Raw genomic sequence first — 26,083 nt, 5'->3', positions numbered from 1 at the left:
GCGCACAGAAAAACCGCCCCCGCGCAGGGCCGGGACGGTTTTTCGAATTGCAGGGGCTCAGGCTTCGAGCGCCCGGCGCAACATTTCCACATCTTCGGCGATCTGACCGTCGGTCAGCTTCAGCTCTTCGATGCGTTTGACGCCGTGCATGACGGTAGTGTGGTCGCGCCCGCCAAAGCGGCGGCCGATCTCGGGCAGCGACCGGCTGGTCAGCTGCTTGCACAGATACATCGCCACCTGACGCGGGCGGGCGTAGGACCGCAGGCGTTTCGGACCGATGATGTCGGACAGGCGGATGTTGTAATAGTCGGAAACCTTGCGCTGGATCTCTTCGACGGTGATCTTGCGTTCCGAGGCGCGCAGCACGTCGGCCAGACAGTCCTGCGTCAGCTCCATGTCGATCTCGCGGCCGACCAGCGAGGCAAAGGCGAACAGCCGGGTCAGCGCCCCTTCCAGAACGCGCACGTTGGTCGAGATGCGATGGGCCAGGAATTCCAGCACGCCATCGGCGATCTTCAGGTCGGGATAGGTCTTGGCGTATTGCTGCACCTTGTTCTGCAGAATGCCCAGGCGCAACTCGTAATCGGTCGGGTGCAGGTCAACTACCAGTCCGCATTGCAGACGCGACTTGACCCGTTCCTCCAGATCCTTGATCTCACCCGGCGCGCGATCGGCCGAGATGATGATCTGCTTGTTCTGATCCACCAGCGCGTTGAAGGTGTGAAAGAATTCCTCCTGCGTCGAATCCTTGCCGGCGATGAACTGCACGTCATCGACCATCAGCACGTCGACCGAGCGGAACAGGTGTTTGAAATCCATCATCCGGCGCTCGCGCAGGGCCTGCACGAAGCGGTACATGAACTGTTCAGCCGACAGGTATAGCACGTTGAGCTCGGGGCGTTTGGTCTTCAGCTCCCAGGCGATGGCATGCATCAGGTGCGTTTTACCGAGCCCAACCCCACCGTACAGAACCAGCGGGTTGAATGTGACGGGGCCGCCTTCGGAAACACGGCGCGCGGCGGCATGGGCCAGTTCGTTCGGCTTGCCGACGACGAAGGTGTCGAAGGTAAAACGTGCATCCAATGGCGCGGCCTGCAGCGACTCGAGCGCCTCATTGGTTCCGTTGCTTTCCGGTGCCAGCTCGATATTGACCGGCTCGGGCTGGTCTTCGACCGGCTGGACCGCGGCGGCGGGACGCGCTGGTGAGTTGGCGGCCACCCGGAAGGCCAGGCGCTGAACCGACTCTCCGGCCGTGTTCAGCTCGTACAGAATGAGGTCTGCAAAATTTTGACTGACGTAGTTCCCCATGAAGTTGGTCGGAACCGAAAATACGGCCACGCCTCCCTTCAATTCCTGAAATTCCAGTGGTTCAATCCAAGTCGTAAAATTGTTCCGGCCCACGGCCTTCAGCAATTTGTTACGCAGTTGTCCCCATTTTTCTTGTGTCATCCAGCGCCTCACGCATCCCAATATTTTTGACCTAATCGGCCTTATGATTGTGACCGGTATCCCGGTTCTTATGCGTTCACTCGCGCGCAGATATTCAGTCGCCGAAACCCCAAGAATCGGCGGGAATATCAGTGGTCACGACGCTTGCCTGTTTGACGACGACCAAAAAGTACAGCCGCCCAAACCGCGGTTTGCGCCACGCAGTTCCAGTTTTCGACAGGGCCAAGATCATCGGAGCAGCCGAGATCCGCAGCAGATCGTCAAACCGGTTGGCACCGGTTGCCGACATTCGCCCCTGGATCATTCTGATGCCCGTCAGTCCGATCGCAGGAACAGCCTGTCCCCCCAAGCGAGTGAATCGCTGAAACTGTCGTAGCAAGAGGCAGTGGGGCCGGGCAACGAAACTCTGATATTGACTCGGGTCTTTGGGCGAAAGAATCTCTCGGTTTCGTGAAGGCGCGGCATTCTGGCAACAACGCAAAAGGCGCCGCACAGGGCGACGCCTTCGAAACTGGAATGAACCAGCAAGTGTTGACGCTAGGTCAACCCAGCGCCTTGACGCGCGCCGACAGGCGCGACATCTTGCGGGCTGCGGTGTTCTTGTGGAACACGCCTTTGGCGACGCCGCGCATCAGCTCGGGCTGGGCCGCGCGCAGAGCGGCGGTTGCCGCGTCCTTGTCGCCGGATGCGATTGCTTCTTCGACTTTGCGCAGGAAGGTGCGGATGCGCGAGCGACGGGCTTTGTTGATTGCATAACGCTTCTCGTTCTGACGAGCGCGCTTCTTTGCCTGGGGCGAGTTTGCCATGTGTCTCTGACCTTTGTTCGGTACGTTTGTCTAGGGTTGCACGTCACGGAATTACCCGCACCGGATCAGAAATCACGAGTGTGAATCGGGCCAAGCGGGCCGCACGCGCATGTATGGTGGCGGTCAATAGCCAAGTTTTCAGACTTTGCCAAGCCGATTCTTGGCTTTGTTGCCCGCCATGAAAAAAGGCGGGCAACGCCCGCCTGATCCTGCAGTCTTGTCGGCGCCGGTTATTTGTCGCGGAACTGGGCCGCGCGCTTTTCAAGGAATGCGCCCATGCCTTCCTTCTGGTCTTCGGTCGCGAACATCGAATGGAACACGCGCCGCTCGAACAGCATGCCCTCGCTCAGCGGCACCTCGTAGCTGCGGTTGACAGCCTCTTTCGCGGCCATCGCGGTCAGCAGCGATTTCTCGGCAATCTTCTGGGCTGCGCCGGCCGCCTCTTCGATCAGCTTCTTGGCCGGCACCACGCGCGACACGAGGCCCGAGCGCTCGGCCTCTTCGGCATCCATGAAACGCCCGGTCAGGTTCATGTCCATCGCCTTGGACTTGCCCACGAACCGCGTCAGGCGCTGGCTGCCACCCATCCCGGCGATGACGCCCAGATTGATCTCAGGCTGGCCGAACTTGGCTGTGTCGGCGGCGATGATGAAATCGCACATCATGGCCAGCTCGCACCCGCCGCCCAGCGCATAGCCCGCGACCGCCGCGATGATCGGCTTGCGGATCGCGGTGATCCGGTCGTTGGCGTCGGCGAACAGGTTGGTGGTGTAGACATCGACAAAGCTCATCTCGGACATCTCCTTGATGTCCGCGCCCGCGGCGAATGCTTTTTCCGATCCGGTGATGACGATGCAGCGCACCTTGTCATTGGTGTCCGCGTCCTCGAGCGCCTCGCACAGCTCACCCAGAAGCTGAGTGTTCAGCGCGTTCAACGCATCGGGTCTGTTGAGCTTGATTAGGGCGACGTGGTCTTCGATTTCGACGATGATCGTCTCAAAAGCCATGAGGTCTGAGCTTTCGGTTGTTCCGTTCAGGTCCAATTCCTTATCACGCGAAAAACTCGGATCAAGCTATCTTTGGCATTGCGCGCAATAGAAGGTTGAGCGTCCCGACTGGGTGATTCTGCGGATTTCGGCCCCGCAGCCCTCGGTCCGGCAGGGCTGGCCCTCGCGCCCGTAGACGTCGAAACTGTGCTGAAAATATCCAAGCTCTCCATCGGCTTGCCGGAAATCACGCAGCGAGGATCCGCCGGCCTCGATGGCCTCGGCCAGCACCGTCCGGATCACCGGAACCAGGGCCTCGACCCGCCCGGCCGAGATCTGACCCGCTTTGCGACGTGGCGACACTCTGGCGCGGTAGAGCGCCTCGCAGACATAGATGTTGCCCAGCCCGGCAACGATTCTCTGATCCAGCAGCGCCGCCTTGACCGGTGAGGCCCGGCCGCGGAAGGCCTCGATCAGATAGGTCTCGTTGAAATCGTTGCTCAGCGGCTCCGGCCCCAGCACGGTCAGCAGCTTGTGCTGCTCGGCGGTAGCCGTGGGCATCAGGTCCATCGCCCCGAACCGGCGCGGATCATTGAAGGTGATGCGCGCGCCGTTGGCCATGTGAAACACCACATGGTCATGTTTCTGCGGCATCGAGTGATGATACACGAACTGGCCCAGCGGATCACCCGACACGGTCATGCGGCCCGACATGCCCAGGTGAATCAACAGGGTTTCGCCGCCGCTCAGATCGGCCAGGATGTATTTCGACCGTCGCCGCAGACGTTCGACCCGCTGGCCGGTCAGCCGTTCGGCCATCCGCTCAGGGAAGGGCCAGCGCAGATCGGGGCGGTTCACGTCCGCCCTTTCGATCACCACACCTTCCATCGCTGGGGCAAGGCCGCGTCTTACTGTCTCGACCTCGGGCAATTCGGGCATTAGACGGCTCCTATTCCAAAGGGCCGCATTGTGCCCCGGTTTCCAGGCCCTATAACAGAGACGAAATTCGACGAACGGCAAGGCTTATGTCCGACAACAGCGACAAGACCACTCATTTCGGTTTCGAAACCGTCCCCGAGGCCGAAAAGGCCGGGCGCGTGCAGGGCGTATTCAACTCGGTCGCGTCGAAATACGACGTGATGAACGACGTGATGTCGATGGGCATCCACCGGGTCTGGAAGGACGCGATGATGGACTGGCTGGCGCCACGCCCCGGCCAGCGCCTGCTGGACGTGGCTGGCGGTACGGGCGACATCTCGTTCCGCTTCCTCAAGCGGGCGGGCCACGGCCATGCCACCGTTCTGGACCTGACCGAGCCGATGCTGATCGAGGGTCGCAAACGCGCCGAGGCCGCGCAGATGGCCGACAGCCTGGACTGGGTGGTGGGCGACGCGATGGCCCTGCCGTTCGAGGACAACACCTTCGACGTCTACACCATTTCCTTCGGCATCCGGAACGTGACCCGCCCGCAAGAGGCCCTGAACGAGGCCTACCGCGTGCTCAAACCCGGCGGCCGCCTGATGGTGCTGGAGTTCAGCCGACTGCCCAATGACGGGCTGCAAAAGCTCTATGACCTCTACAGCTTCAACGTGATACCACGAATGGGCAAGCTGATCGCAAACGACTATGACAGCTATCAATACCTGGTCGAATCGATCCGCAAATTCCCCGATCAGGATACCTTTCTGGGCATGGTCCGCGCCGCCGGTTTCGAGATCGCGAAATACCGCAACCTCAGCATGGGCATCGCCGCCCTGCATTCCGGCTGGAAGATCTGACGTATGCGCGGCCCCCACAACATCATCCGCCTGATCCGCACGGGCGCCACGCTGGAGCGCACCGGCGCCATGAACGTGGTGCTGGACGCGTTCGAGGCCCCGCGCGCGTTGCGGATCCTTGCCCACACCTTAGGCAAACCGTTCCAATGGCTGGGCTACAAGGGCGACCCGTCCATGCCGCCGGCGACCCGGGCGCTGACCGCCCTGGGCCCGGCCTACATCAAGTTCGGTCAGGTCCTGTCCACGCGCCCCGATGTCGTGGGCGAAGAGCTGGCAGAACAGCTCCGGGTCTTGCAGGACAAGCTGCCCCCCTTCCCACGCGACGTGGCCATGGCCGAGGTGGAAAAGGAGCTGGGCCAACCTCTGGATGAGATGTTCTCGGAATTCAGCGAACCGATCGCGGCCGCCTCGATCGCGCAGGTCCACAAGGCGAAATTGGCCAGCACCGGCGAGGATGTGGCCGTCAAGGTCCTGCGCCCCGGCATCGAACGCGCGTTCCGCAAGGATGTGGATGCGTTCTATTTCGCCGCCCGGATCGTCCAGCTTTTCGCCCCCGGTGCGCGCCGACTGCGCCCGATGGAAGTGATCGAGCATTTCGACGGCGTCGTCCGCGGCGAACTGGATCTCAGGCTCGAAAGTTCGGCAGCCTCGGAATTTGCCGCCAACACGCAGAATGACGAAGGCTTCTGGCTGCCGCCCGTGGTCTGGTCCCTGTCCGCGCGCCGGGTCATGACGCTCAGCTGGGCAGACGGCATCCCCTTGGGCGACAACGCCGCGCTGGACGCGGCCAATCACGACCGCCGCGATCTGGCCGAGCGGGTGCTGCGCCTGTTCCTGCTGCACGCCCTGCGCGACGGCTTCTTCCACGCCGACATGCACCAGGGCAACCTCAAGGTCGCCGCGAACGGCGACATCATCGCCTATGACTTCGGCATCATGGGCCATATCGACGAATACACCCGCCGCGTCTATGCCGAGATTCTCTTCGGCTTCATCCGCCGTGACTACAAGCGCGTGGCCGAGGTGCATTTCGAGGCTGGCTACGTCCCGGCTGACCAGGACGTCGATGAATTCGCCCGCGCCCTGCGCGCGGTGGGCGAGCCGATCTTCGGCATGGATGCCACCCATATCTCGATGGGCCGCCTGCTGAACTACCTGTTCGAGGTGACCGAACGCTTCGGCATGGAGACCCGCACCGAACTGATCCTGCTGCAACGCACGATGGTGGTGGTCGAAGGCGTCGCCCGCTCGCTCGACCCGCATATGAACATCTGGGAGGTCGCCCGCCCCGTGGTCGAAGACTATATCAAGCAGTCCATCGGCCCCCGCGCCGCCCTGCGTGATTTTGGAAAAACAGCGCTGGTTCTTGCGCGGTTCGGGCCCCGCCTGCCTGATCTGGTCGAAAATGCCCTGATCGCCCAGACCCGCAAGGATGATCCATCCGGCTCAGATTTCTGGCCCAAGGCCATTCCCGCCGCAATCGGGGCCGCCGCCGGGGCAGTGGCCGTCCTGATCCTTTCGGGCCTGGGCTGAAAGGCGCCCACGCTTCATCTGGCAGAAAATATCCTCGGGGGGAATCGCGCTTTGGCGCGATGGGGGGCGGACAGCCCCCCCTGCCCAGCCCGGGGTCAGAGCCGCTCGATGGCGATGGCAATCCCCTGCCCACCACCGATGCACATGGTGATCAGCCCTTTCGACCCGCCGATGCGCTCCAACTCGTACAGAGTCTTCAGGGTGATGATCGCCCCGGTGGCCCCCACCGGATGACCCAGGGCGATAGCCCCGCCATTCGGGTTCACCTTTGCCGGATCCAGCCCCAGTTCCTTGTTCACCGCCAGCGCTTGGGCGGCAAAGGCCTCGTTGCTTTCGATCACGTCGAAATCGCCCGCCGACAGGCCCGTCCGCTCCAACAGGTTGCGCACGGCCGGAACGGGGCCGATTCCCATCACCTCGGGGCGAACACCAGCATGGGCATAGCCCAGGATGCGCGCCTTGGGCGTCAGGCCGGCTTTCTCGGCGGCATCGGCCGTGGCCAGAACCATCGCCGCCGCGCCGTCATTGATGCCCGAGGCGTTGCCCGCAGTCACACGCCCGTCCTTCTGGAACACCGGACGCAACCCGGCCAAGACCTCGGCCGTGGTGGCCTTGGGATGCTCATCGACCTTGAAATCGACCATGTCGCGCTTGACCTTGACCTGCACCGGCGCGATCTGGCTGTCGAAATAGCCCGCCTCAATCGCGGCCGCCGCCCGCTGCTGGCTGGTCAGCGCGAACGCGTCCATCTCCTCGCGCGTGATCTGGTGTTCATCGGCCACGTTCTCGGCGGTGACGCCCATATGCCCGGTGCCAAAGGGGCAGTTCAGCGCGCCCAGCATCATGTCCAGCGACTTGATGTCGCCCATCTTGGCGCCCCAACGCGCCTGCGGAACGATGTAAGGGCTGCGCGACATGCTCTCGGCGCCTCCGGCCACGGCAAATTCGGCATCCCCAAGCATCAGCGATTGAACTGCCGATACGATGGCCTGCGCGCCCGACCCGCACAGCCGGTTCACGTTCATCGCCGGAGTGCCATTCGGAATGCCCGCCTGCATCGCCGCGACGCGCGACAGGTACATGTCGCGCGGCTCGGTGTTGATGACATGTCCGAACACCACATGCCCGATCTGGTCGCCTTCGACGCCGGATCTCTCAAGCGCGGCCTTGGTCACGACGGTGGCCAGATCGATCGGCGCGGTCGCGGCCAGCGACCCTCCGAACGTACCGATTGCGGTGCGGGCACCATCCAAAATCACGATGTCGGTCATGTCTCTCTCCTCTTGGATTTGCGCGCAGTATGCACTCGCAGCATGGGCCTGTCGCGCGGGACGTTCCGTCATCGGCGGAATTGACAATTCGCGCCCGGACGCGCAAGAAATTCCGCCATGACGGAAAATTCAGACGATATCCTGACACGCCTGCCCGCCCGCCTGAAAGAGGCCCGGCGCGCCAAGGGCCTGTCACTGGAAGCGGTGGCCAATCTCAGCGGCGTCTCCCGGTCGATGGTCAGCCAGATCGAACGCGGCGAAAGCAGCCCCACGATCTCGACCCTGTGGAACCTGACCCGTGCGCTGCAGGTCGATTTCGCCGGTCTTCTGGAAGAGTCGGAGACCACCGACCAGATCGAAGTGCTGCGCAGCGCCGAAGTGCCCAGCATCGACAATATGGGCCAGTCCTGCCGGATCCGCATCCTCTCGCCACCCGAGGAGGCCGGCGGGCACGAGGTCTATGATATCCGGTTCGACGCGGGTGGCGCGCTGAACAGCCAGCCCCACGCCCGCGGCGCGCTCGAACAGCTGACCGTGCTGGAAGGGACCGTCCGCGTCACCTCGGGCGCCGCGACGATGGAACTGTGCCAGGGCGACACGGCCCGGTATGCGGCCGACGTGGCCCACGCCATCGCGGCGCCGGACGGACCCGCCCGCGTGTTCCTGATCGTCAAGAACGCCTGATCCGCGCACATCGGCCGATTTCCGCCTTCACGGATTTTTTTCCGCCATACTGAAAATCTCCTATTTGGGACGCGCGTCCGTTATGTTAGATACGCGACTCAGAAGAAGGAGATCGCCATGGCTGATGCATTCCTGTCCCACGTTTCGGACACCCTCTCGCTGATCAAGGCGGAAGGCCTGTACAAGACGGAACGAATGATCACCTCGCCCCAGGGCGGCGAGATCACGGTGGGCGGACGTCAGGTCATCAACCTGTGCGCCAACAATTACCTGGGTCTGGCCGACCACCCGGCGCTGATCGAGGCCGCGAAGAACGCGATGGAGCCCAAGGGGTTCGGCATGGCCTCGGTCCGGTTCATCTGCGGCACGCAGGACATCCACCGCGAGCTGGAGCAGCGGCTGGCCAAGTTTCTGGGCAAGGACGATTCGATTCTGTTCGCGGCCTGTTTCGACGCCAATGGCGGGCTGTTCGAACCCCTGCTGGGCCCCGAGGATGCCATCATCTCGGACAGTCTGAACCATGCCTCGATCATCGACGGGGTGCGGCTGTGCAAGGCCAAACGCTATCGCTACATGAACAATGACATGAACGACCTCGAAGCCTGGCTGAAACAGGCGCGCGAGGACGGGGCACGGCACATCATGATCGCGACCGACGGCGTGTTCTCGATGGATGGCTACCTGGCCAACCTGCCCAGGATCCGCGAACTGGCCGACAAATACCACGCGGTCGTGATGGTCGATGACTGCCACGCCACCGGCTTCATGGGGCCGCGCGGCGCGGGCACGCCGGATCATTTCGGCGTGGACGTGGACATTCTGACCGGGACATTGGGCAAGGCACTTGGAGGGGCAATCGGCGGTTACATCGCCGGGCCGCAGCCAGTGATCGACCTGCTGCGGCAGCGGGCGCGGCCCTATCTGTTCTCGAATTCGCTGCCGCCCTCCATCGTCGCAGCCGGGCTCGAGGCGATCCGCCTGGTCGAAGACGGCGACATGCTGCGCAAGCAATTGTTCGGCAATGCCAAATACTGGCGCGCCGGGCTGGAAAAGCTGGGGTTCGACCTGCTTCCAGGTGAACATCCGATCATTCCCGTGATGCTGGGCGAGGCGCAGCTGGCGCAGGACATGGCCGCCCGCCTGTTCGACGAAGGCGTCTATGTCTCGGGCTTCTTCTTCCCGGTGGTCCCGCGGGGCCAGGCCCGTATCCGCACCCAGATGAACGCGGCGCTGACCCGCGACGAGCTGGACCGCGCGCTGGCCGCCTTCGGCAAGGTCGGCAAGGCGTTGGGGGTCATCTGATGGTTCTGAACTCGGTCATCGACGCGATCGGCGATACGCCCCTGGTCGAGCTGTCCCGGGTTTGCCAAACACTGGATCTGGACGGCCGTATTCTGGCAAAGCTGGACTATTTGCTGCCGGGCTTCTCGAAAAAGGATCGGGCCGCCCGTTCCATCATCGAACAGGCCCGCGCCGATGGCAGCCTGATCCCGGGGCAGACCGTGGTCGAGCTGACCTCAGGCAACATGGGCACCGGCCTGGCGATTGTCTGCGGCATTCTGGGGCACCCGTTTGTGGCGGTCATGAGCGCAGGGAACTCGGTCGAACGCGCCCGCATGATGCGCGCCTTAGGCGCCGAGGTGGTGATCGTCCCCCAGGCCGAAGGGGGCAAACCGGGCGAAGTCTCGGGCGCCGACCTGGCGTTGGTGGATGACGCCGCCCGCCGCATCACCGCCGAGCGCAACGCTTTCCGCGCCGATCAGTTCGGCCACGCGGGCAACCCCAAGGCTCATGCCGCTGGGACAGGCCCGGAAATCTGGGCCCAATCAGCAGGTGCCGTGACGGCCTTTTGTGATTTTGCCGGCTCTGGCGGCACACTTTCCGGGGTCTCTGACTACCTGTCACCCCTTGGGGTGCGGTGCTATGCGGTCGAACCCGACGGCGCTCGTGCCTTGGCCGGTGAACCCGTCCGTGCGACCGATCATCCCATCCAGGGCGGCGGTTATGCTATGTCGGATCTGACGCATCTGAACGGAGTGCAATTGGCCGGTCATCTGTCCGTCACCGGCGCATCAGCGCGCGACGCCGCCCGCCTATTGGCCCGCACCGAAGGCATCTTTGCGGGCTTTTCCGCCGGGGCGAACCTGGCTGCCGCCATCGACCTGCTGCGTGGCCCCGAACGGGGTGGCTGCATCGCGATCGTGATGTGTGACAGCGGCTTGAAATACCTGTCGACCGATTTGTGGGAGTGATCCGGATGCGACCCAACACCATGAAAGCGCTGGAAAAGTCCAGGCCCGAGGAAGGGCTTTGGATGGTACAGGCCCCGGTCCCCGAAATCGGCCCCGACGAGGTTTTGATCCGCGTGAAGAAGACCGGGATCTGCGGAACCGACATCCATATCTGGAACTGGGATGAATGGGCGTCGCACACGGTGCCCGTCCCCATGATCACCGGTCACGAATTCGCCGGCGAGATCGTCGAGCTGGGCCGCAATGTGACCGGGTTCAAGATCGGCCAGCGCTGCTCGGGCGAGGGCCACCTGATCGGCACCGACAGCCGCCAGAGCCGCGCGGGCAAGTTCCACCTGGACCCGGGCACGCGCGGGATCGGGGTGAACGAACAGGGCGCCTTTGCCCAATATCTCAAGCTGCCGGCCTTCAACGTGGTGCCCCTGCCCGACGACATCCCCGACGAGATCGGCGCGATACTCGACCCGCTGGGCAATGCCGTGCACACCGCGCTGAGCTTCGATCTGCTGGGCGAGGACGTGTTGATCACCGGCGCCGGCCCGATCGGGATCATGGCCGCCGCGGTGGCCCGCCACGCAGGCGCCCGGCATGTGGTGATCACCGACATCAACCCAGACCGGCTGGCGCTGGCGCAGCATGTCGTGCCGTCGGTCCGGGCCGTGAATGTGGCCGAGGAAGAGCTGCAATCGGTGATTTCCGACCTGGGCATGAGCCAGGGTTTTGACGTGGGGCTGGAAATGTCGGGCTCGCAGGCGGCGCTGGACCAGATGGTTGAAGCGCTGGTGATGGGCGGCAAGATCGCCCTGCTGGGCATTCCGCCCGGCAAATCGCCCGTCGACTGGAGCCGCATCGTGTTCAAGGCGATCACCATCAAAGGCGTCTACGGCCGCGAGATGTTCGAGACCTGGTACAAGATGATCGCGATGCTGCAGAACGGGCTGGATGTCAGCCGAGTCATCACCCATCGCTTTGCCGTCGATGATTTTGCGCAGGGCTTTGCCGCCATGAAGTCGGGAAAATCGGGCAAGGTGGTGCTGGACTGGGCCTGACCCTCTGGATAGTTGCAAACGCACCTTCTAGACAGGTGCGCACACATGCCGGGGAGGACATGAAATGGCCGACAATGCCAAGGGCGACCGCCCGCTGGAACGCGGAGTCGAAGACACGCTGGTGACCGATTTCGCGGACACGCACCGCAAAAGCTATGGCGACTTCCTGCAGCTCAAGAGCCTGCTGAACCTGCAGAAAACCTTTCAGGACCCGGCTCAGCCCGATGAGATGCTGTTCATCATCATCCACCAGGTCAGCGAGCTGTGGCTGAAACTGATGCACCATCAGCTGGTCGAAGTGCGCCGGTTCCTGCAGCAGGATGAGTTCGGCCCCGCGATAAAGAACCTGGACCGGATCAAGGCGATCCAGAGGCAGCTGATCGCCGCGTGGGAAACCCTGCTGACCATGACGCCCGCCGACTACATGACCTTCCGCAAGGCGCTGGGCAATTCATCCGGCTTCCAGAGCTACGGCTATCGCCAGATCGAGTTCATCCTAGGCAACAAGGACACCGCCACGCTGAAGGTGCATGAACACGACCCCGAAGTGATGGAGATGCTGACCGCCGCCCTGGTCAAGCCGTCGCTGTATGACGAGGTGTTGCACATGCTGGCGCGGCAGGGGTTTGACGTACCGCAAGACCTGTTGGACCGGGACTATTCAAAGACCTATTCCGGTGATCCGCGCATCGTCAAGATCTGGGCCGAGGTCTACCGGAACACAAGCCGGTACTGGGACCTGTATGCGCTGGGTGAAAAGTTGATGGATGTGGAATCGCTGTTCCAGCGTTGGCGCTTCGACCATGCGACCGCCGTCGAACGTGTGATCGGCATGCAGCCCGGCACCGGCGGCTCCAGCGGCGTGGCCTTCCTGCGCAAAGCGCTGGAGCTGCGATTCTTCCACGATCTCTATGACGTTCGCAGCGACCTGATGTATGGCGGACAGAGCTGAGCCATGCTGTATCGCGGATTTACCCAAGAACAGCTGGAACGCGAATACGCGCCCAGTTCGATGATTGGCGGTGACCTTGCGCCCTATCTGGCGGCCTATTCGGCGCTCAGCGCGCAGGCGCGGGCGCAACTGACGGTGCAAGAGAACCTCGGCTATGGCGACACGCCCGCGCAGGTGCTGGAATTCTTTCCCGCCCGCACGCCCAATGCGCCGCTGCACGTGTTCATCCATGGCGGCTATTGGCAGGCGCTCAGCCAGCGCGATTCGGCGATGATGGCGCCCGCGCTGGTCGAAGGCGGGCAGGCCTTTGCAACGGTGAACTACACGCTCGCCCCCGACGCGCGGCTGGGCCAGATGGTCGATGAATGCCGGACCGCGCTGATGTGGCTGGCCACCCGGGCCAAGTCGCTGGGATTCGACGCCTCGCATGTCACCCTGTCCGGGCACAGCGCCGGTGCGCATCTGGCAGCGATGGTCATGGCGACCTCGGCCGACCAATTCGCCCGGATCGGCCTGCGGGTGCGCGAAGTCATCTTGATCAGCGGCGTCTACGACCTGGAACCGATCAGCCTGACCCCGGTCAACGATCCGCTGCAGCTGACCCCGGTCGAGCTGCACGACCTGTCCCCCATCCTGAACCTGCCCGCGCCTGGGCCACGCTATCGGGTCACGGTGGGCGAGCGGGACACGGGCGAGTTCATCCGCCAGAGCCGCGACTATGCCGAAGCGTTGCGCAAGGCCGGGCATGCCGTCAGCTTTGATCTGCAGCCGGGCACGCACCATTTCGACATCATCCTCAAGGACGGGACGTTTCTGAACGACCACCCCTGAAAACGAAAACGGCGGCCCCAAAGGACCGCCGTTTCTTTCAATTTCGACCGGATCAATCCAGCGTGCGCGTGACTTCCTCGCGCTCGAAGATCTCGATCACGTCGCCGGGGCGGATATCGTCGTAGTTCTCGAACGCCATACCGCATTCCTGACCCGACTGAACCTCGGCCACTTCGTCCTTGAAGCGTTTCAGCGTCTTCAGCGTGCCTTCGTGGATCACCACGTTGTCGCGCAGCAGGCGTACGCCGGCCGAACGGCGGGCAACGCCCTCGGTGACCAGACAGCCGGCAACCTTGCCGACGCCGGTGACCTTGAACACTTCCTTGATCTCGGCATAGCCGATGAACTTTTCGCGGATCTCGGCGCTCAGCAGGCCCGAGGCAGCGGCTTTGACGTCATCCACCAGGTCGTAGATCACCGAGTAGTAGCGGATCTCGACGCCCTTCTGGTTGGCGGTGTTGCGCGCCGATGCGTTGGCCCGCACGTTGAAGCCAAAGACCGGAGCACCCGACGCTTCGGCCAGGCCGATATCGGTTTCGGTGATGGCGCCGACGCCCGAGTGCAGCACGCGCACGCGCACCTCGTCGTTGCCGATCTTCTCCATCGCCTGCACGATCGCCTCGGCCGAGCCCTGCACGTCGGCCTTGACCAGAATGGGCAGCTCGGCCACGTTCTCGTCTTCCTTGGCCTTCTGCATCAGCTGTTCCAGCGTGGTCGCGGCACCGGCGGCGGCGCGCTTGTCCTTGGCGACCTGCGCGCGGTACTCGGCGATCTCGCGGGCCTGCGCCTCGGTCTCGGTCACGTTCAGAACGTCACCGGCCTCGGGCGTACCGTTGAGACCCAAGACCTCGACCGGAACCGAAGGACCGGCCTCCTGAACGCGCTCGCCCTTGTCGTTGATCAGCGCGCGGACCTTGCCGTACTGCTCGCCCACGACGAAGATGTCGCCCTGGCGCAGCGTGCCCTTCTCGACCAGCACGGTCGCGACCGGGCCGCGGCCCACATCCAGCTGCGCCTCGATCACAGCACCTTGCGCGGCGCGGTTCGGGTTGGCCTTCAGCTCCAGAATCTCGGCCTGCAGCGCGATGGCTTCCAGTAGATCGTCCAGACCCTGTCCCGTGATGGCCGAAACTTCGACATCCTGAACCTCGCCCGACATCTTTTCGACGACGATCTCGTGCTGCAGCAGGTCGGTGCGCACCTTGTCCGGGTTCGCATCGGGCTTGTCGATCTTGTTGATCGCCACGATCATCGGAACACCGGCGGCCTTGGCGTGGTTGATTGCCTCGACCGTCTGCGGCATCACCGCGTCATCCGCCGCAACCACCAGCACCACGATATCCGTTACCTGAGCACCGCGCGAGCGCATCGAGGTAAAGGCCGCGTGGCCCGGCGTGTCCAAGAAGGTCAGCGTGGTGCCGTCATTGGTCTGCACCTGATAGGCGCCGATATGCTGGGTAATGCCACCGGCCTCGCCCGCAACGACTTTCGCGTCGCGGATCGCGTCCAACAGCGAGGTCTTCCCGTGGTCGACATGACCCATGATGGTAATGACCGGCGGACGGGGCTGCAGGTCTTCATCCTTGTCTTCGACATCCGAGATTACATCCTCGACATCCGCGTCCGAAACCCGCACGACCTTGTGGCCGAATTCTTCGATGATCAGTTCGGCAGTGTCGGCGTCGATGGTCTGGTTCTGCGTGACCATCATACCCATGTTCATCAGCGACTTGACGACGTCGGCGACGCGTTCGGCCATACGATTGGCCAGTTCCGAAACGACGATCGCCTCGGGCAGCTGAACCTCGCGGATCACCTTTTCACGCTCGACCGAACCGCCCATGGCTTTCTGCCGCGCACGCTCCTGCTTGCGTTTCATCGCGGCCATGGACCGCTGACGGCCACCTTCCCCACCACGCAGAGCCTGGTTCAGCGTCAGCTTGCCCGAGCGACGGCCGTCGTCGCGGCCCTTGCCGCGGGTCTGGCGCTGTTCGCGCTCGCGGTCGGTCTTGCGCGGCGTTTCCGCTGGCGCAGGCTTGCTGGCCGCGGGGGCCTTGGCCTTGGGTGCCTCTTTCGCAGCCGCGGCTTCTGCTGCGGCGCGCTGAGCGGCTTCTTCGGCCTCTTTCTGCTTGCGCTCTTCTTCCTCGGCTTTCTGCCGGGCTTTTTCCTCGGCCTCGCGCTGTTCGCGCTCCTTGGCTTCCTGTTCGGCGCGGCGGCGTTCACGCTCTTCGGCGCGCGCCTTTTCCTCGGCCTCGCGGCGTTCGGCTTCCTCGGCCTCACGGGCCTTGGCCGCCTGCAATGCCTTCAGGCGCCGATTCATCTCGGCATCGGAAATCCCGGCTGGCCGGCGCGAAGGATCACCCGACGGCGCAGCGCCACCGCTGGGCTTGGACGCTCCCGGCTTGGGAACCACCACGCGCTTGCGTTTGGTTTCCACCACGACATTCTTGGTACGTCCGTGGCTGAAACTCTGTTTCACATTCCCGGGGCGTGCCCCGCCACGAAGGCCCAATGTCTTTTTGCCGTCACTATCGCTCATAAAGCTTCTTACCCTTCCGCGCGGCCCTTGCCGCCGTCATCCATATCGCGCAAGCCACGCAGGCGCTGCGCTTCCTCTACAACACGTTTGGCGAGTCCGCCAGAGGCGAGCGCCGCATGAATCACCGTTTGGCGCCCAAATGCCGCCCCAAGCTCGTCTGCGGTCAGCCAGCCGATGAATTTCCCGAAATGCGGCGTGCTCAGCTTGGACTTGCCGCGCCCGGAACCATCGACCGCCTGAATCAGAACCCAGGCCTCTTCGCGATCAAGCCAGGACTTGACCTTTTCATACCCGGCGACCGCATCGCCGGATTTTCGCGCCAGACTGATCAACTCGATCACGCGGCGCGACAATTGACGCTCCACCTCGTCGACAAGGTTCTGCGGTACAGTCACCTGCGCCTTGAACCCGCGTGCAAACAGCTTCTTGCCGATGGCCGTGTCCAGCGCCTTGCGATCCGCCGAGACATAAACGCCCCGACCCGGCAACTTGGACGCGACATCCGGGAAAACCTGCCCATCCGGGCCGGTTACAAAGCGGATCAGCCCGTACCGAGGCTGCACCTCGCCCGTGGCGATGCATTTCCGCTCTGGCCCTTCGGACCGTTCCTTTTGGACGCCACCGCGACCCATGTGTGCCACCCGAGGCCTGGAATCAGGCCTCGGCCTCCTCGTCTGCTGCTTCGTCCTCGACGTCTGCCTCGGGCTGCTCCAGATCGGCGGGGTCGACCCAGCCCAACATGACCCGAGCGGTCATCACCAGATCCTGCGCCTCTTCCAGCGTCACGCCAAAGGGTTCGAGAATACCGTCATCCTTGACCCGCTGGCCATCAACCGTGGTCCAGCCTCCGGCCAGTTCCCAGTCAGCGCAGGTTGCAAAGTCTTCCAGCGTCTTGACGCCGTCCTTGGCAAGTGCCTCAACCATTTGGGGTGTCAGACCCTCAAATTCAATAAGGCTGTCCTCGGCACCCAGGCTGCGGGCGCTGTCCAGCGCCGCCTTGGCCTGCGCCTCGAGGAATTCGCGCGCACGCGCTTGCAGCTCGTTTGCGGTGCCTTCGTCGACGCCATCGATCACCAGCAGTTCGTCCAGCTCGACATAGGCCACTTCTTCCAGGTTGGTGAAGCCTTCCGAGACCAGCAGCTGGGCAAAGAACTCGTCCAGGTCCAGGCTGTCCATGAACAGCTGCGTGCGGGCTTCGAACTCCTTCTGACGGCGTGCCGATTCTTCGGCCTCGGTCATGATGTCGATGTCCAGACCGGTCAGCTGGCTGGCCAAGCGCACGTTCTGACCACGGCGACCGATCGCCAGCGAAAGCTGTTCTTCGGGCACGACGACTTCGATCTTGCCGGCTTCTTCGTCCAGAACCACCTTGGAAACCTCGGCGGGCTGCAACGCGTTCACCAGGAAGGTCGGCTGGTCTTCGTTCCACGGGATGATGTCGATCTTTTCGCCCTGCAGCTCGTTCACGACGGCCTGCACGCGGCTGCCGCGCATACCAACGCAGGCGCCGACGGGATCGATCGAGTTGTCATACGAGATGACCGCGATCTTGGCACGCGAACCGGGATCACGGGCCACGGCTTTGACCTCGATGATGCCATCATAGATTTCCGGCACTTCCATCTTGAACAGCTCGGCCATGAACTCGGGCGCCGTGCGCGACAGGAAGATCTGGTGACCACGCGTTTCGCGGCGCACTTCCTTAATGTAGGCGCGCACCCGGTCATTGGGGCGATAGCTTTCACGGCCGATCTTGTCGTTGCGGCGCAGAACAGCCTCGGCCCCACCCAGATCGACGATCACGTTGCCGAATTCCTCGCGCTTGACGGCGCCGTTGATGATGGTGCCGACACGATCCTTGAAGTCTTCGTACTGGCGGTCACGCTCGGCCTCACGAACCTTCTGCAGGATCACCTGCTTGGCCGACTGAGCCGCGATCCGGCCCATTTCCACCGGCGGGACCTCTTCCACGAAGACGTCACCGATCTCGGGCGATTCCATGTATTGCTTGGCCTGCTCGACGGTCATCTCGGCCTGATAGTTCTCAAGCTCGTCATCCGCGACCACGGTGCGCACGCGGGTAAAGGTCGCCTTGCCGGTCTTGCGGTCAATGGACACGCGGATGTCCATTTCCGCGCCGTAGCGGCTCTTGGCGGCACGGGCGAGCGATTCCTCCATCGCTTCGACAACCAGACCGGGGTCGATCATCTTTTCGCGGGCCACGGCCTCGGCGGTCTGCAGCAGCTCCAGCTGGTTGGCTGAGGTGATTGCCATCAGTTCGTCTCCTCTTCGGACCCTTCGGTCTCAATCTCGTCGAAAGCGTTTTCGTTCAGGGCACCGGCGTCTTTGCGCTGGCGCAGCATTTCCTTGATCAGGTCATCGGTCAGGACCAGCTTGGCATCGCTCAGCCAGTCGAATTGCAGACCGATGGTCACGGTTTCTTCGCCGTTGGGGATGTTGATCAGAACCTCATCCCCTTCGACACCGGCCAGTTCCCCCTTGAAGCGTCGGCGGCCGTCGATCAGTTCGGTGGTTTCCAGCTTGGCCTCGTAGCCCTCGAACATCTCGAAATCCTTCAGCCGCGTCAGCGGGCGGTCGATGCCGGGGCTGGACACCTCGAGCGTGTAGGCGTCGAGGATCGGGTCCTCGACGTCCAGCGTGGCGCTGACCGCGTTCGAGATCTCGGCGCAATCATCCACCTCGATGCCGCCATCGGGCTTGTCGGCCATGATCTGCAGCGTGGTCTGCTTGCCGCTCATCAGGCGGATGCGGACCAGCTCGTACCCCAGATCTTCGATCACCGGAGTGATGATCTCGGCCAGTCGTCGGTCGATCGCCGCCTTGGCTATCAGGTCGTTTGTCATATGGTGCTCTACCCTTCGATCGGGCACAAAAAAACGGGCGCGCGGCCCGTCGAATTTTCCGGTGGAGCCTCGGACCAGAAGTCCGACGCGCCGCTGTTGCAACTGCATATACGCAGGACGCCCCGAGTCTGCAACCCCTGCCGTCAACCAACGGACAATCCGCGTCGGTTTTCAGGCCAGTTTCAGGCCATCCACCAGCGTTCCGCGATGCGCCCATCGTCCAACGGCGCGCCTCTCCCGATCCGGCGTGGCAGACCCACGGAGCCGGAGATCGCCAGCGACATCTCTGATTCGCTGGGGAAGAACCGCACGCCACCCAGACCGCGCAGCCCTTGCGCCGCCGGCAGCACCGACACGTCCACGTATCGATCACGCAGCGCCTCGGCGCGCACGGCCGGGTCGGGGATCACGATGATGTCGACCGCCTCCAACCAGCCAGCATGGCCATCCTTGTAGTGGCCCGCGACCCGGCGGCCGCGGAAATGGCGCCCGTCTTCGGCCCGTTCGACCCGGTAACTCCCGGTGCCGTTCGCCTGCTGCAGCGGCGAAACGCTCTGCCCGTCGCGGGTAATGACGAACCGGGTATCGGCCAGCAGGAAAGGCAGGCCGGGGTTGGCCTCGGCCAGTTCGATCCGGATGCGGTCCGGCGCCAGGGCTTCGGCGCGCCCGACCTCGGACAGGACCGCCAGAACATCTCCGGCCGTCAGCGCCACACCGTCGTGAAACACCGCATCGGCACGCAGGTCGAAGGTCCAGACACGGGCTTCGGAATCGGTCTGCCATGCGGTCGCCAGCTCGCCGCGCAGAGTGCCGTCCGGCGCGATCTCGGTCAGGGTGTCGAACACCGCACCCCGGGCCAGCCGGTCCAGGCTGTCGTCACGCGGTACGGCGATGCGCAGCACGCCGCCCGATTTCGGTGTATCCGCCAGCGAGGCCCCGGTCGCGGCCAGCAGGGCTGCGGCGGCACCCGAGGTGAACAGGGCACGGCGGTCGATGCGGGTCATGCCACCTCCTGCGCGGTTCGGTCCATGATGCGCACCAGTTCGGCGCTGATCCCAGGCTCCGACAGGGCGTGACCGGCCTGCCGCACCATCTTCAGCTCGGCCTCGGGCCATTTCTCGGCCAGGCTCCAAGCCGCCTGCGGGGGGCAGATCATGTCGTACCGGCCTTGCACGATATGGCCGGGGATATGCGCGATCCGGTCCATCCGGTCCAGAATCTGGCCGTCATGTTCCAGAAACGCCTTGTTGATGAAATAGTGATTCTCGAGCCGCGCGAAGGTGCGCGCATATTCGCCGGGGCTTTCACCGACGGCCCCGTTCGTGTGGATCGAGGCCAGCGCGTTTTCCCAGTGCGACCAGGCGCGGGCGTACAGGATCTCAGTCGCGCGATCGCCCGAAAACAGCCGCTTGTTGTAGGCGCCGATTGTGTCGGACAGTTCCGCGTCGCGCAGCAGGGAGGTGAAGCGCGCCCATTGCTCGGGCCAGAACTTGCCGGCCCCGCCGCCATAGAACCAGTCGAGCTCCGCCTGCGTGGCCAGAAACACGCCGCGCAGAACCAGGCGGGTCACCCGGTCGGGGTGGGTTTGGGCATAGATCAGCGCCAGCGTGGCGCCCCAGCTGCCGCCGAACACGATCCAGTCGTCGATCTCGAACAGTTTCCGCAGGCGCTCGATATCGGCCACCAGGTGCCACGTCGTGTTGTTCTCGACCGAGGCCGTGGGCCGCGACCGGCCGCAGCCGCGCTGATCGAACAGAATCACCCGGTAGACCTCGGGGTCGAAATAACGCCGCATGGCCGGGCTGCAGCCGCCGCCGGGGCCGCCATGCAGAACCACCACGGGAATCCCGTCGGGATTGCCGCATTGCTCCACATAGATGCGGTGCCCGTCGCCCATATCCACCACGCGCTGGTCGAACGGATCGACCGGCGGGTAAAGATATTGCACTGCGCGCTTTTGGTCCGGGTACTTGTCCATTATGGCCCTATATAGTCTTACAGCGTAAAAGAGCACACGGAGACAGGAATGCAAGCGCATCCGAACACGGTGGACCCGTCCGAGATCGCAAAATTCGAGGCCATGGCCGCTGAATGGTGGGACCCGCACGGGAAATTCAAACCTCTGCACATGCTCAATCCGTGCCGTCTGGACTATATCACACAGCAGATCGCGGGCGAATTTGACCGGGATCTGACGGCTGCGAAACCGTTCGAGGGCCTGCGCCTGCTGGATATCGGCTGCGGCGGCGGGCTGCTGAGCGAGCCGATGGCGCGGCTGGGGGCCGAGGTCGTTGGCGCCGACGCCGCCGAGCGCAACCTGCCCGTCGCCCGCATCCATGCCGAGCAATCCGGCCTGCAGATCGACTATCGCCACACCACCGCCGAGGCGATGGCCGACGCGGGCGAACAGTTCGAAGTGGTTCTGAACATGGAGGTGGTCGAGCATGTGGCCGATCCGCTGGCCTATCTGACCGCCACGCAACAGCTGTTGAAACCCGGCGGGCTGGAAATCTGCTCGACCATCAACCGCAACCCGAAATCCTATGCGATGGCGATTTTCGGGGCCGAGGTCGTCATGCGCTGGCTGCCGCGCGGCACGCATGAATGGTCCAAGTTCATCACCCCGGACGAGCTGTTCGACCTGCTGCGTCAGGCCGGTCTGGACCCGGTGGACCGTAAGGGATTCGTGTTCAATCCGATCACCTGGAGCTGGTCGATCTCGGACCGGGATCTGAGCGTGAACTATGTCACCGCCAGCGTGAAGCCGGGCTGAGGCCTATTCCTCTTCCAGCTTCATGCGCAGGTCGCGCAGAACCGGCAGGGTCGTGCGTACACGCTCAAGGCCCAACTCGCCCACCACACGGTTGATCAGAGGCGCGATGGCCGAGATCGCCTGATCACGCGCTCGGCGGCCGGCCGGGCTGATCGCCACCATCTTGCGGCGGGCATCGTCCCAATCGGGTCGGATGTGGATGTATCCGGCCCATTCCAACTTGGCCAAGGTGTTTGTCATCGCCCCACGGGTCACATGGAATGTGCGGGCCAGTTGGGCAGGCGTCCGCTCGCCCCCCACGAACACCAGGTGGTTCAGCACCGAGAAATGCGAAATTTCCATGCCCTTGGGCAGAACCCGGCTCAGCCGGTTCCGCAGCAATTGGTCCGCGGTCAGGATCTCGCTGAACAGCGCGACCGCCAGGGCGTTGGTTTCGTCAGTCATTACCCGGTTCTGGATCAGGGCCCGTCAAACGGGCGAACATGTGTCAGGGACGGCACGCGCCGCCGTGCCTCTGTAACAGACCTATCATCCAGATCAAAAAAGTGAATGCCGGTCTGAGTGCCTGCGTCGATCAGCACCTCGCCCCAGGGCGATACGACCATGCTGTGCCCGTGGGTATGGCGCGTCTTGCCCCGGGTCTTGAGGTGTTCTCCGGTCTGCGCGGGGGCAATGACCCAACAGCCAGTCTCGATTGCGCGGGCGCGCAGCAGCGGTTCCCAATGGGCCGCGCCGGTCACCGGAGAAAACGCCGCCGGAACCGTCAGGATCGTGGCCCCGCCCTGCGCCAGCGCGGCGTGCAGATGCGGGAACCGGATGTCATAGCAGATCGTCATGCCGACCTTGCCGAAGGCGGTCTCGGCGATCACCGCCCGCGACCCGGGGCGATAGCTGGCCGATTCGCGAAAGGTCTCGGTCTCGGTGACCTGCACGTCGAACATGTGGATCTTGTCATAGCGCGCCACGATCCCGCCCTGCGGGTCGATCATGAAAGACCGGTTGGCGAACCGCCCGTCGGCGTCATGTGTCTTCAGCCCCAGCGATCCGATCAGCAGCCACACGCCCGATTCCGCCGCCTGTTCGCGCAGGCCCCCCAAGGTGATGTCGTCTTCCTCGTGCTGCAACACCTCGCGCTGGCGCGTTCCGCTGGTGGAGACGCAGTTGGTGACCTCGGGCGTCAGGATGAACCTCGCGCCCCCGCTCGCGGCCTCGGCCATCATGGTGCGCACCATGTCCAGGTTCGCGGCCGGGTCGTCCGACGAGGTGATCTGCAGCAGGGCGGTTCTCATCAGGCGGCCAAAAGCGGGTCCAGCTTGCCGGCCTGTTCGAGTTCGTACAGGTCGTCGCAGCCACCGACGTGAGTGTCGCCGATGAAGATCTGCGGCACCGTGCGCCGTCCGCCCGCCCGCTGGATCATCTCGGGCTTGCGTTTGGGGTTCATCAGAACGTCGATTTCCTCGAAGGCGACGCCTTTCTGGTTCAGCAGCCGTTTGGCCGCGTGGCAAAAGCCGCACAGCGGCGAGGTATAGATGACAACCGGTTTCATGGTCCGTTCCCTTGGATTTCGCGCAATCTAGGGGGAATTAGGCATCCTTGGCAACGCGCGCCAGTACCAACACGGAAATATGAGCCGCACCGGCCTCTTGGCAGGCCCGGCTACAGGCCGCCAGCGTCGCGCCCGACGTCATGACATCATCCACCAGCAGAACAGACCGCCCGCGCAGAACTTGACCGCGGCGCGGATGCAATGTGATTGCTTCGCGCAGCGTTTCGGCACGCTCGGCCGCCGTTTTGCCTTCCAGCGGTGGGGTGCGCCGCTTGCGTCTCAACAGATCCGGACAGACCGGCAGGCCCGCCTCCTTTCCCAAGTGGAGCGACAAGAGCGCGGACTGGTTGTACCGGCGCTTCAGCAGCCGCGACCAATGCAGCGGCACCGGAGCGATCACCGTATCCGGTCGAAACAGCGTGCGACCTGCCTGCGCCATCCAACGCGCCGCAGGTTTTGCCAGTTCGGAACGATCCCCGTGCTTCAGGGCCAGAACCAGTGACCGCGCCCGCCCCTGATACAGCAATGCCGCGCGTCCCTCGGCCCACGGTTGCGGGCGGCGCAAGCAATCATCGCAGTCGATTCGGTGACCATCATCGCTGCCAGGAACGGGCGCACCGCAACTGTGGCAGACTGTTCCGCCGATGAACGGGGTTTCGCGCCAGCACGGCCCGCACAAGCCAAAATCCGAGGCCGCCATCTCGCCGCAGCCGATGCAGCGTGGGGGATATACGACCTCGATCGCGGTTTGAATCCGCTGCCATATGCGATAATTGCGGCCTATGGATTTGCCAGCACCCAATGCACCCTCGCTGTTCGATCGCAAAGCGCTTGCGGCACACCGCGCGCGGATCAGCGACGAGGCCCTGTTTCTTCACCACGCCGCCATGGACGAGGTGCAGGATCGCCTTTCCATGGTTAACAAATCCTTTACCGCGCCAGCGATCGTAACCCCCTGCCCCGACATCTGGGCGCCGGTCCTGCCGGGCGCCAGGGTCGTGGCCGATGACGACGTGTTGGATCTCAAACCCGCTACGCATGACCTGGTGGTTCATGCGATGGCCCTGCATTGGGCCAACGATCCGGTGGGCCAGCTGATTCAATGTGTCCGCGCGCTGCAGCCCGACGGTTTGTTGTTGGTGGTGTGTCTGGGCGGTGAAACCCTGCACGAATTGCGGGCAGCGCTGGGTCAGGCCGAGGTCGAGGTGACCGGCGGTCTCAGCCCCCGTGTCGCGCCGATGGCCGAGTTGCGAGATCTTGGCGCGCTGCTGCAGCGTGCGGGTTTTGCATTACCTGTTGCGGACAAAGTGCCCCTGACCGCGACGTACCGCGACCTGTGGCACTTGATGCGGGACCTGCGCGCGATGGGTGAAACCAACGCCATGACCCAGCGGTTGAAACACCCGTCGCGCCGCGCGCTCTTTTCCCGGGCCCAAGAGGTTTACGCCGCGCATTTCACGTCGCCCGAAGGCCGGCTGGCTGCCACGTTCGAGCTGATCTGCCTGACGGGCTGGGCGCCGGATGCCAGCCAGCCCAAGCCACTGCGCCCCGGCTCGGCCCAAATGAGACTGGCCGACGCCCTTGGCACGAAAGAAGGCAAACTGTCCGATTGACCCGCTGACGGAACCGATTATGTCAGCCTCTAAACCAAAATTCAGGAAGCTTACAATGTTCGATGCCACCCGCCCGGAACACGCTCCGGCAGACCACCCAAAAGTGAAGATGGGCCGCGTCGGCGTTCTTCTGGCCAATCTCGGCACGCCGGATGACTACAGCTATTGGCCGATGCGCCGCTATCTGAACGAGTTCCTGTCCGACCGGCGGGTGATCGACTATCCGGCCTGGAAATGGCAGCCGATCCTGCAGGCCATCATCCTGACCAAACGTCCCTTCAGCTCAGGCGCGGCGTACAAGTCGATCTGGAACCACGACAAGGGCGAAAGCCCGTTGATGACCATCACCAAGGACCAGACTGCCAAGATGCGTGAGGCGATGCAGGAACGCTATGGTGACAAGGTCATGGTGGAGTTCTGCATGCGTTACGGAAACCCCTCGACCAAGTCGAAGGTTCGCCAAATGGTGGCCGAGGGCTGCGACCGCATCCTGTTCTTCCCGCTGTATCCGCAATATGCCGGCGCCACGACCGCAACCGCGAACGACCAGTTCTTTCGCGCACTTATGGACGAGGCGTGGCAGCCCGCCAGCCGCACGGTACCGGCCTATTTCGACGAGCCGGCCTATATCGACGCCCTGGCGCAGTCGGTCGAGCGCGCCTATGCGGCCATGGAGACCAAGCCGGACGTTCTGGTCTGTTCCTATCACGGCATGCCGGAACGCTATCTGATGCAGGGTGATCCGTACCACTGCCAGTGCGCCAAGACGTCACGGCTGCTGAAAGAGCGGCTGGGCTGGGCGGATGATCAACTGGTGACCACCTTCCAGTCGCGATTCGGACCCGAGGAATGGCTGAAGCCCTACACTGTCGAACACGTCGCGGAACTGGCCCGGCAGGGCAAAAAGAACATAGCCGTCATTGCCCCGGCATTTTCTTCGGACTGCATTGAAACGCTGGAAGAGATCAACGAAGAGATACGCGAAAGCTTTGAGCACGCCAGCGGTGAAAGCTTTACCTACATTCCCTGCCTCAACGACGAGGACGCGCATATCGCCGCCTTGGGCAAGGTTGTCGAGGACAACCTCAAAGGCTGGCTGGACTGAATCGGCCCGGGATTACGCACGAAAAAAGGCGGTGGAGATCCACCGCCTTTCT

Annotated in this window: 27 protein-coding genes; 11 read left to right on the top strand and 16 right to left on the bottom strand. The window is 63.5% G+C overall.

The features are described from left to right. Positions 1-57 precede the first annotated feature (57 nt). The 5 genes from dnaA to mutM all read right to left on the bottom strand — a co-directional run bounded on the left by dnaA (position 58) and on the right by mutM (position 4,180). Positions 58-1,449 (bottom strand): chromosomal replication initiator protein DnaA, encoded by a 1,392-nt coding sequence (dnaA, locus tag ACR0FC_RS16310; RefSeq protein WP_170342394.1) that lies wholly within the window; start codon positions 1,447-1,449, stop codon positions 58-60. A 94-nt stretch (positions 1,450-1,543) separates the two neighbouring features. Beyond that, the gene (locus ACR0FC_RS16305; protein WP_170342396.1) at positions 1,544-1,753 is read right to left on the bottom strand and encodes a hypothetical protein; all 210 of its coding nucleotides are present in this window, start codon (positions 1,751-1,753) and stop codon (positions 1,544-1,546) included. A gap of 238 nt (positions 1,754-1,991) precedes the next feature. After that, the gene (gene rpsT, locus ACR0FC_RS16300) at positions 1,992-2,255 is read right to left on the bottom strand and encodes a 30S ribosomal protein S20 (protein WP_170342398.1); all 264 of its coding nucleotides are present in this window, start codon (positions 2,253-2,255) and stop codon (positions 1,992-1,994) included. 230 nt (positions 2,256-2,485) lie between these two features. After that, entirely contained in the window at positions 2,486-3,262 is a 777-nt protein-coding gene (locus ACR0FC_RS16295) for an enoyl-CoA hydratase (RefSeq protein WP_170342400.1), read from the bottom strand. 66 nt (positions 3,263-3,328) lie between these two features. After that, positions 3,329-4,180 carry a bifunctional DNA-formamidopyrimidine glycosylase/DNA-(apurinic or apyrimidinic site) lyase gene (mutM, locus tag ACR0FC_RS16290; RefSeq protein WP_170342402.1) on the bottom strand — a complete coding sequence of 284 codons (852 nt, stop codon included), beginning with the start codon at positions 4,178-4,180 and terminating at the stop codon, positions 3,329-3,331. 86 nt (positions 4,181-4,266) lie between these two features. On the opposite strand from mutM, the gene ubiE reads away from it, so the two are divergent. Both ubiE and ubiB read left to right on the top strand, forming a co-directional pair. Further along, positions 4,267-5,019 (top strand): bifunctional demethylmenaquinone methyltransferase/2-methoxy-6-polyprenyl-1,4-benzoquinol methylase UbiE, encoded by a 753-nt coding sequence (gene ubiE / locus ACR0FC_RS16285; RefSeq protein WP_170342404.1) that lies wholly within the window; start codon positions 4,267-4,269, stop codon positions 5,017-5,019. A 3-nt stretch (positions 5,020-5,022) separates the two neighbouring features. Continuing rightward, on the top strand, positions 5,023-6,552 hold the full coding sequence (gene ubiB / locus ACR0FC_RS16280; protein ID WP_170342406.1) for a 2-polyprenylphenol 6-hydroxylase: 1,530 nt from the start codon (positions 5,023-5,025) through the stop codon (positions 6,550-6,552). A 95-nt stretch (positions 6,553-6,647) separates the two neighbouring features. On the opposite strand, the gene ACR0FC_RS16275 is transcribed toward ubiB, so the two are convergent. Beyond that, positions 6,648-7,823 carry an acetyl-CoA C-acyltransferase family protein gene (locus tag ACR0FC_RS16275; protein ID WP_170342407.1) on the bottom strand — a complete coding sequence of 392 codons (1,176 nt, stop codon included), beginning with the start codon at positions 7,821-7,823 and terminating at the stop codon, positions 6,648-6,650. A gap of 117 nt (positions 7,824-7,940) precedes the next feature. On the opposite strand from ACR0FC_RS16275, the gene ACR0FC_RS16270 reads away from it, so the two are divergent. The 6 genes from ACR0FC_RS16270 (at position 7,941) to ACR0FC_RS16245 (ending at position 13,591) form a co-directional block, all read left to right on the top strand. Then, the gene (locus ACR0FC_RS16270; protein WP_170342409.1) at positions 7,941-8,507 is read left to right on the top strand and encodes a helix-turn-helix domain-containing protein; all 567 of its coding nucleotides are present in this window, start codon (positions 7,941-7,943) and stop codon (positions 8,505-8,507) included. A gap of 117 nt (positions 8,508-8,624) precedes the next feature. Further along, a complete protein-coding gene (locus ACR0FC_RS16265) occupies positions 8,625-9,809 on the top strand; it encodes a glycine C-acetyltransferase (protein WP_170342411.1) in 1,185 nt (394 codons plus the stop codon). Then, entirely contained in the window at positions 9,809-10,759 is a 951-nt protein-coding gene (locus tag ACR0FC_RS16260; RefSeq protein WP_170342413.1) for a PLP-dependent cysteine synthase family protein, read from the top strand. The genes ACR0FC_RS16265 and ACR0FC_RS16260 overlap by 1 nt, the downstream gene beginning before the upstream one ends. 20 nt (positions 10,760-10,779) lie before the next feature. After that, positions 10,780-11,808, top strand: a complete 1,029-nt coding sequence (tdh, locus tag ACR0FC_RS16255; protein ID WP_170342614.1) for an L-threonine 3-dehydrogenase — start codon at positions 10,780-10,782, stop codon at positions 11,806-11,808. 64 nt (positions 11,809-11,872) lie between these two features. Next, positions 11,873-12,760, top strand: a complete 888-nt coding sequence (locus ACR0FC_RS16250) for a tryptophan 2,3-dioxygenase (RefSeq protein WP_170342415.1) — start codon at positions 11,873-11,875, stop codon at positions 12,758-12,760. A gap of 3 nt (positions 12,761-12,763) precedes the next feature. Further along, entirely contained in the window at positions 12,764-13,591 is an 828-nt protein-coding gene (locus tag ACR0FC_RS16245; protein ID WP_170342416.1) for an alpha/beta hydrolase, read from the top strand. A 52-nt stretch (positions 13,592-13,643) separates the two neighbouring features. On the opposite strand, the gene infB is transcribed toward ACR0FC_RS16245, so the two are convergent. The 6 genes from infB to pip all read right to left on the bottom strand — a co-directional run bounded on the left by infB (position 13,644) and on the right by pip (position 20,972). After that, positions 13,644-16,130, bottom strand: coding sequence for a translation initiation factor IF-2 (gene infB, locus ACR0FC_RS16240; protein ID WP_170342418.1), 2,487 nt, complete (start codon positions 16,128-16,130; stop codon positions 13,644-13,646). A gap of 8 nt (positions 16,131-16,138) precedes the next feature. Beyond that, positions 16,139-16,762 carry an RNA-binding protein gene (locus tag ACR0FC_RS16235; protein WP_170342420.1) on the bottom strand — a complete coding sequence of 208 codons (624 nt, stop codon included), beginning with the start codon at positions 16,760-16,762 and terminating at the stop codon, positions 16,139-16,141. Positions 16,763-16,784: 22 nt separating this feature from the next. Next, positions 16,785-18,404 carry a transcription termination factor NusA gene (nusA, locus tag ACR0FC_RS16230; RefSeq protein ID WP_093963624.1) on the bottom strand — a complete coding sequence of 540 codons (1,620 nt, stop codon included), beginning with the start codon at positions 18,402-18,404 and terminating at the stop codon, positions 16,785-16,787. Next, positions 18,404-18,994 carry a ribosome maturation factor RimP gene (gene rimP, locus ACR0FC_RS16225; RefSeq protein WP_170342422.1) on the bottom strand — a complete coding sequence of 197 codons (591 nt, stop codon included), beginning with the start codon at positions 18,992-18,994 and terminating at the stop codon, positions 18,404-18,406. The genes nusA and rimP overlap by 1 nt, the downstream gene beginning before the upstream one ends. Before the next feature lie 182 nt (positions 18,995-19,176). Beyond that, positions 19,177-19,998, bottom strand: coding sequence for an ABC transporter substrate-binding protein (locus tag ACR0FC_RS16220; protein ID WP_170342423.1), 822 nt, complete (start codon positions 19,996-19,998; stop codon positions 19,177-19,179). Beyond that, positions 19,995-20,972: a prolyl aminopeptidase gene (pip, locus tag ACR0FC_RS16215; protein ID WP_170342424.1), complete on the bottom strand. Its 978-nt coding sequence runs from the start codon at positions 20,970-20,972 to the stop codon at positions 19,995-19,997. Before pip ends, ACR0FC_RS16220 begins: the two co-directional genes overlap by 4 nt. A gap of 48 nt (positions 20,973-21,020) precedes the next feature. Here pip and ubiG point away from each other — a divergent pair, with 48 nt between their 5' ends. Then, positions 21,021-21,767 carry a bifunctional 2-polyprenyl-6-hydroxyphenol methylase/3-demethylubiquinol 3-O-methyltransferase UbiG gene (gene ubiG / locus ACR0FC_RS16210; protein WP_170342426.1) on the top strand — a complete coding sequence of 249 codons (747 nt, stop codon included), beginning with the start codon at positions 21,021-21,023 and terminating at the stop codon, positions 21,765-21,767. Between the two features lie 3 nt (positions 21,768-21,770). Here the strand turns inward: ubiG and ACR0FC_RS16205 are convergent, their stop codons facing one another. The 4 genes from ACR0FC_RS16205 to ACR0FC_RS16190 are packed head-to-tail and all read right to left on the bottom strand — an operon-like array spanning position 21,771 to position 24,115. Continuing rightward, positions 21,771-22,211 carry a MarR family winged helix-turn-helix transcriptional regulator gene (locus ACR0FC_RS16205; protein WP_005979313.1) on the bottom strand — a complete coding sequence of 147 codons (441 nt, stop codon included), beginning with the start codon at positions 22,209-22,211 and terminating at the stop codon, positions 21,771-21,773. Positions 22,212-22,225: 14 nt separating this feature from the next. Further along, positions 22,226-23,056 (bottom strand): carbon-nitrogen hydrolase family protein, encoded by an 831-nt coding sequence (locus ACR0FC_RS16200; protein ID WP_170342428.1) that lies wholly within the window; start codon positions 23,054-23,056, stop codon positions 22,226-22,228. Continuing rightward, positions 23,056-23,313, bottom strand: coding sequence for a glutaredoxin 3 (gene grxC / locus ACR0FC_RS16195; RefSeq protein ID WP_170342430.1), 258 nt, complete (start codon positions 23,311-23,313; stop codon positions 23,056-23,058). The genes ACR0FC_RS16200 and grxC overlap by 1 nt, the downstream gene beginning before the upstream one ends. Before the next feature lie 37 nt (positions 23,314-23,350). Then, positions 23,351-24,115 (bottom strand): ComF family protein, encoded by a 765-nt coding sequence (locus ACR0FC_RS16190; RefSeq protein ID WP_170342432.1) that lies wholly within the window; start codon positions 24,113-24,115, stop codon positions 23,351-23,353. On the opposite strand from ACR0FC_RS16190, the gene ACR0FC_RS16185 reads away from it, so the two are divergent. Both ACR0FC_RS16185 and hemH read left to right on the top strand, forming a co-directional pair. Beyond that, positions 24,096-24,926, top strand: a complete 831-nt coding sequence (locus ACR0FC_RS16185) for a methyltransferase domain-containing protein (protein WP_170342434.1) — start codon at positions 24,096-24,098, stop codon at positions 24,924-24,926. The two genes, ACR0FC_RS16190 and ACR0FC_RS16185, sit on opposite strands and share 20 nt — an antisense overlap. Before the next feature lie 55 nt (positions 24,927-24,981). Further along, positions 24,982-26,031, top strand: coding sequence for a ferrochelatase (gene hemH, locus ACR0FC_RS16180; RefSeq protein ID WP_170342436.1), 1,050 nt, complete (start codon positions 24,982-24,984; stop codon positions 26,029-26,031). The last annotated feature ends 52 nt before the right edge of the window (positions 26,032-26,083 follow it).

It is taken from the genome of Ruegeria sp. BB9 (assembly GCF_056539345.1).
This window is presented reverse-complemented; position numbering and strand designations above follow the sequence as displayed.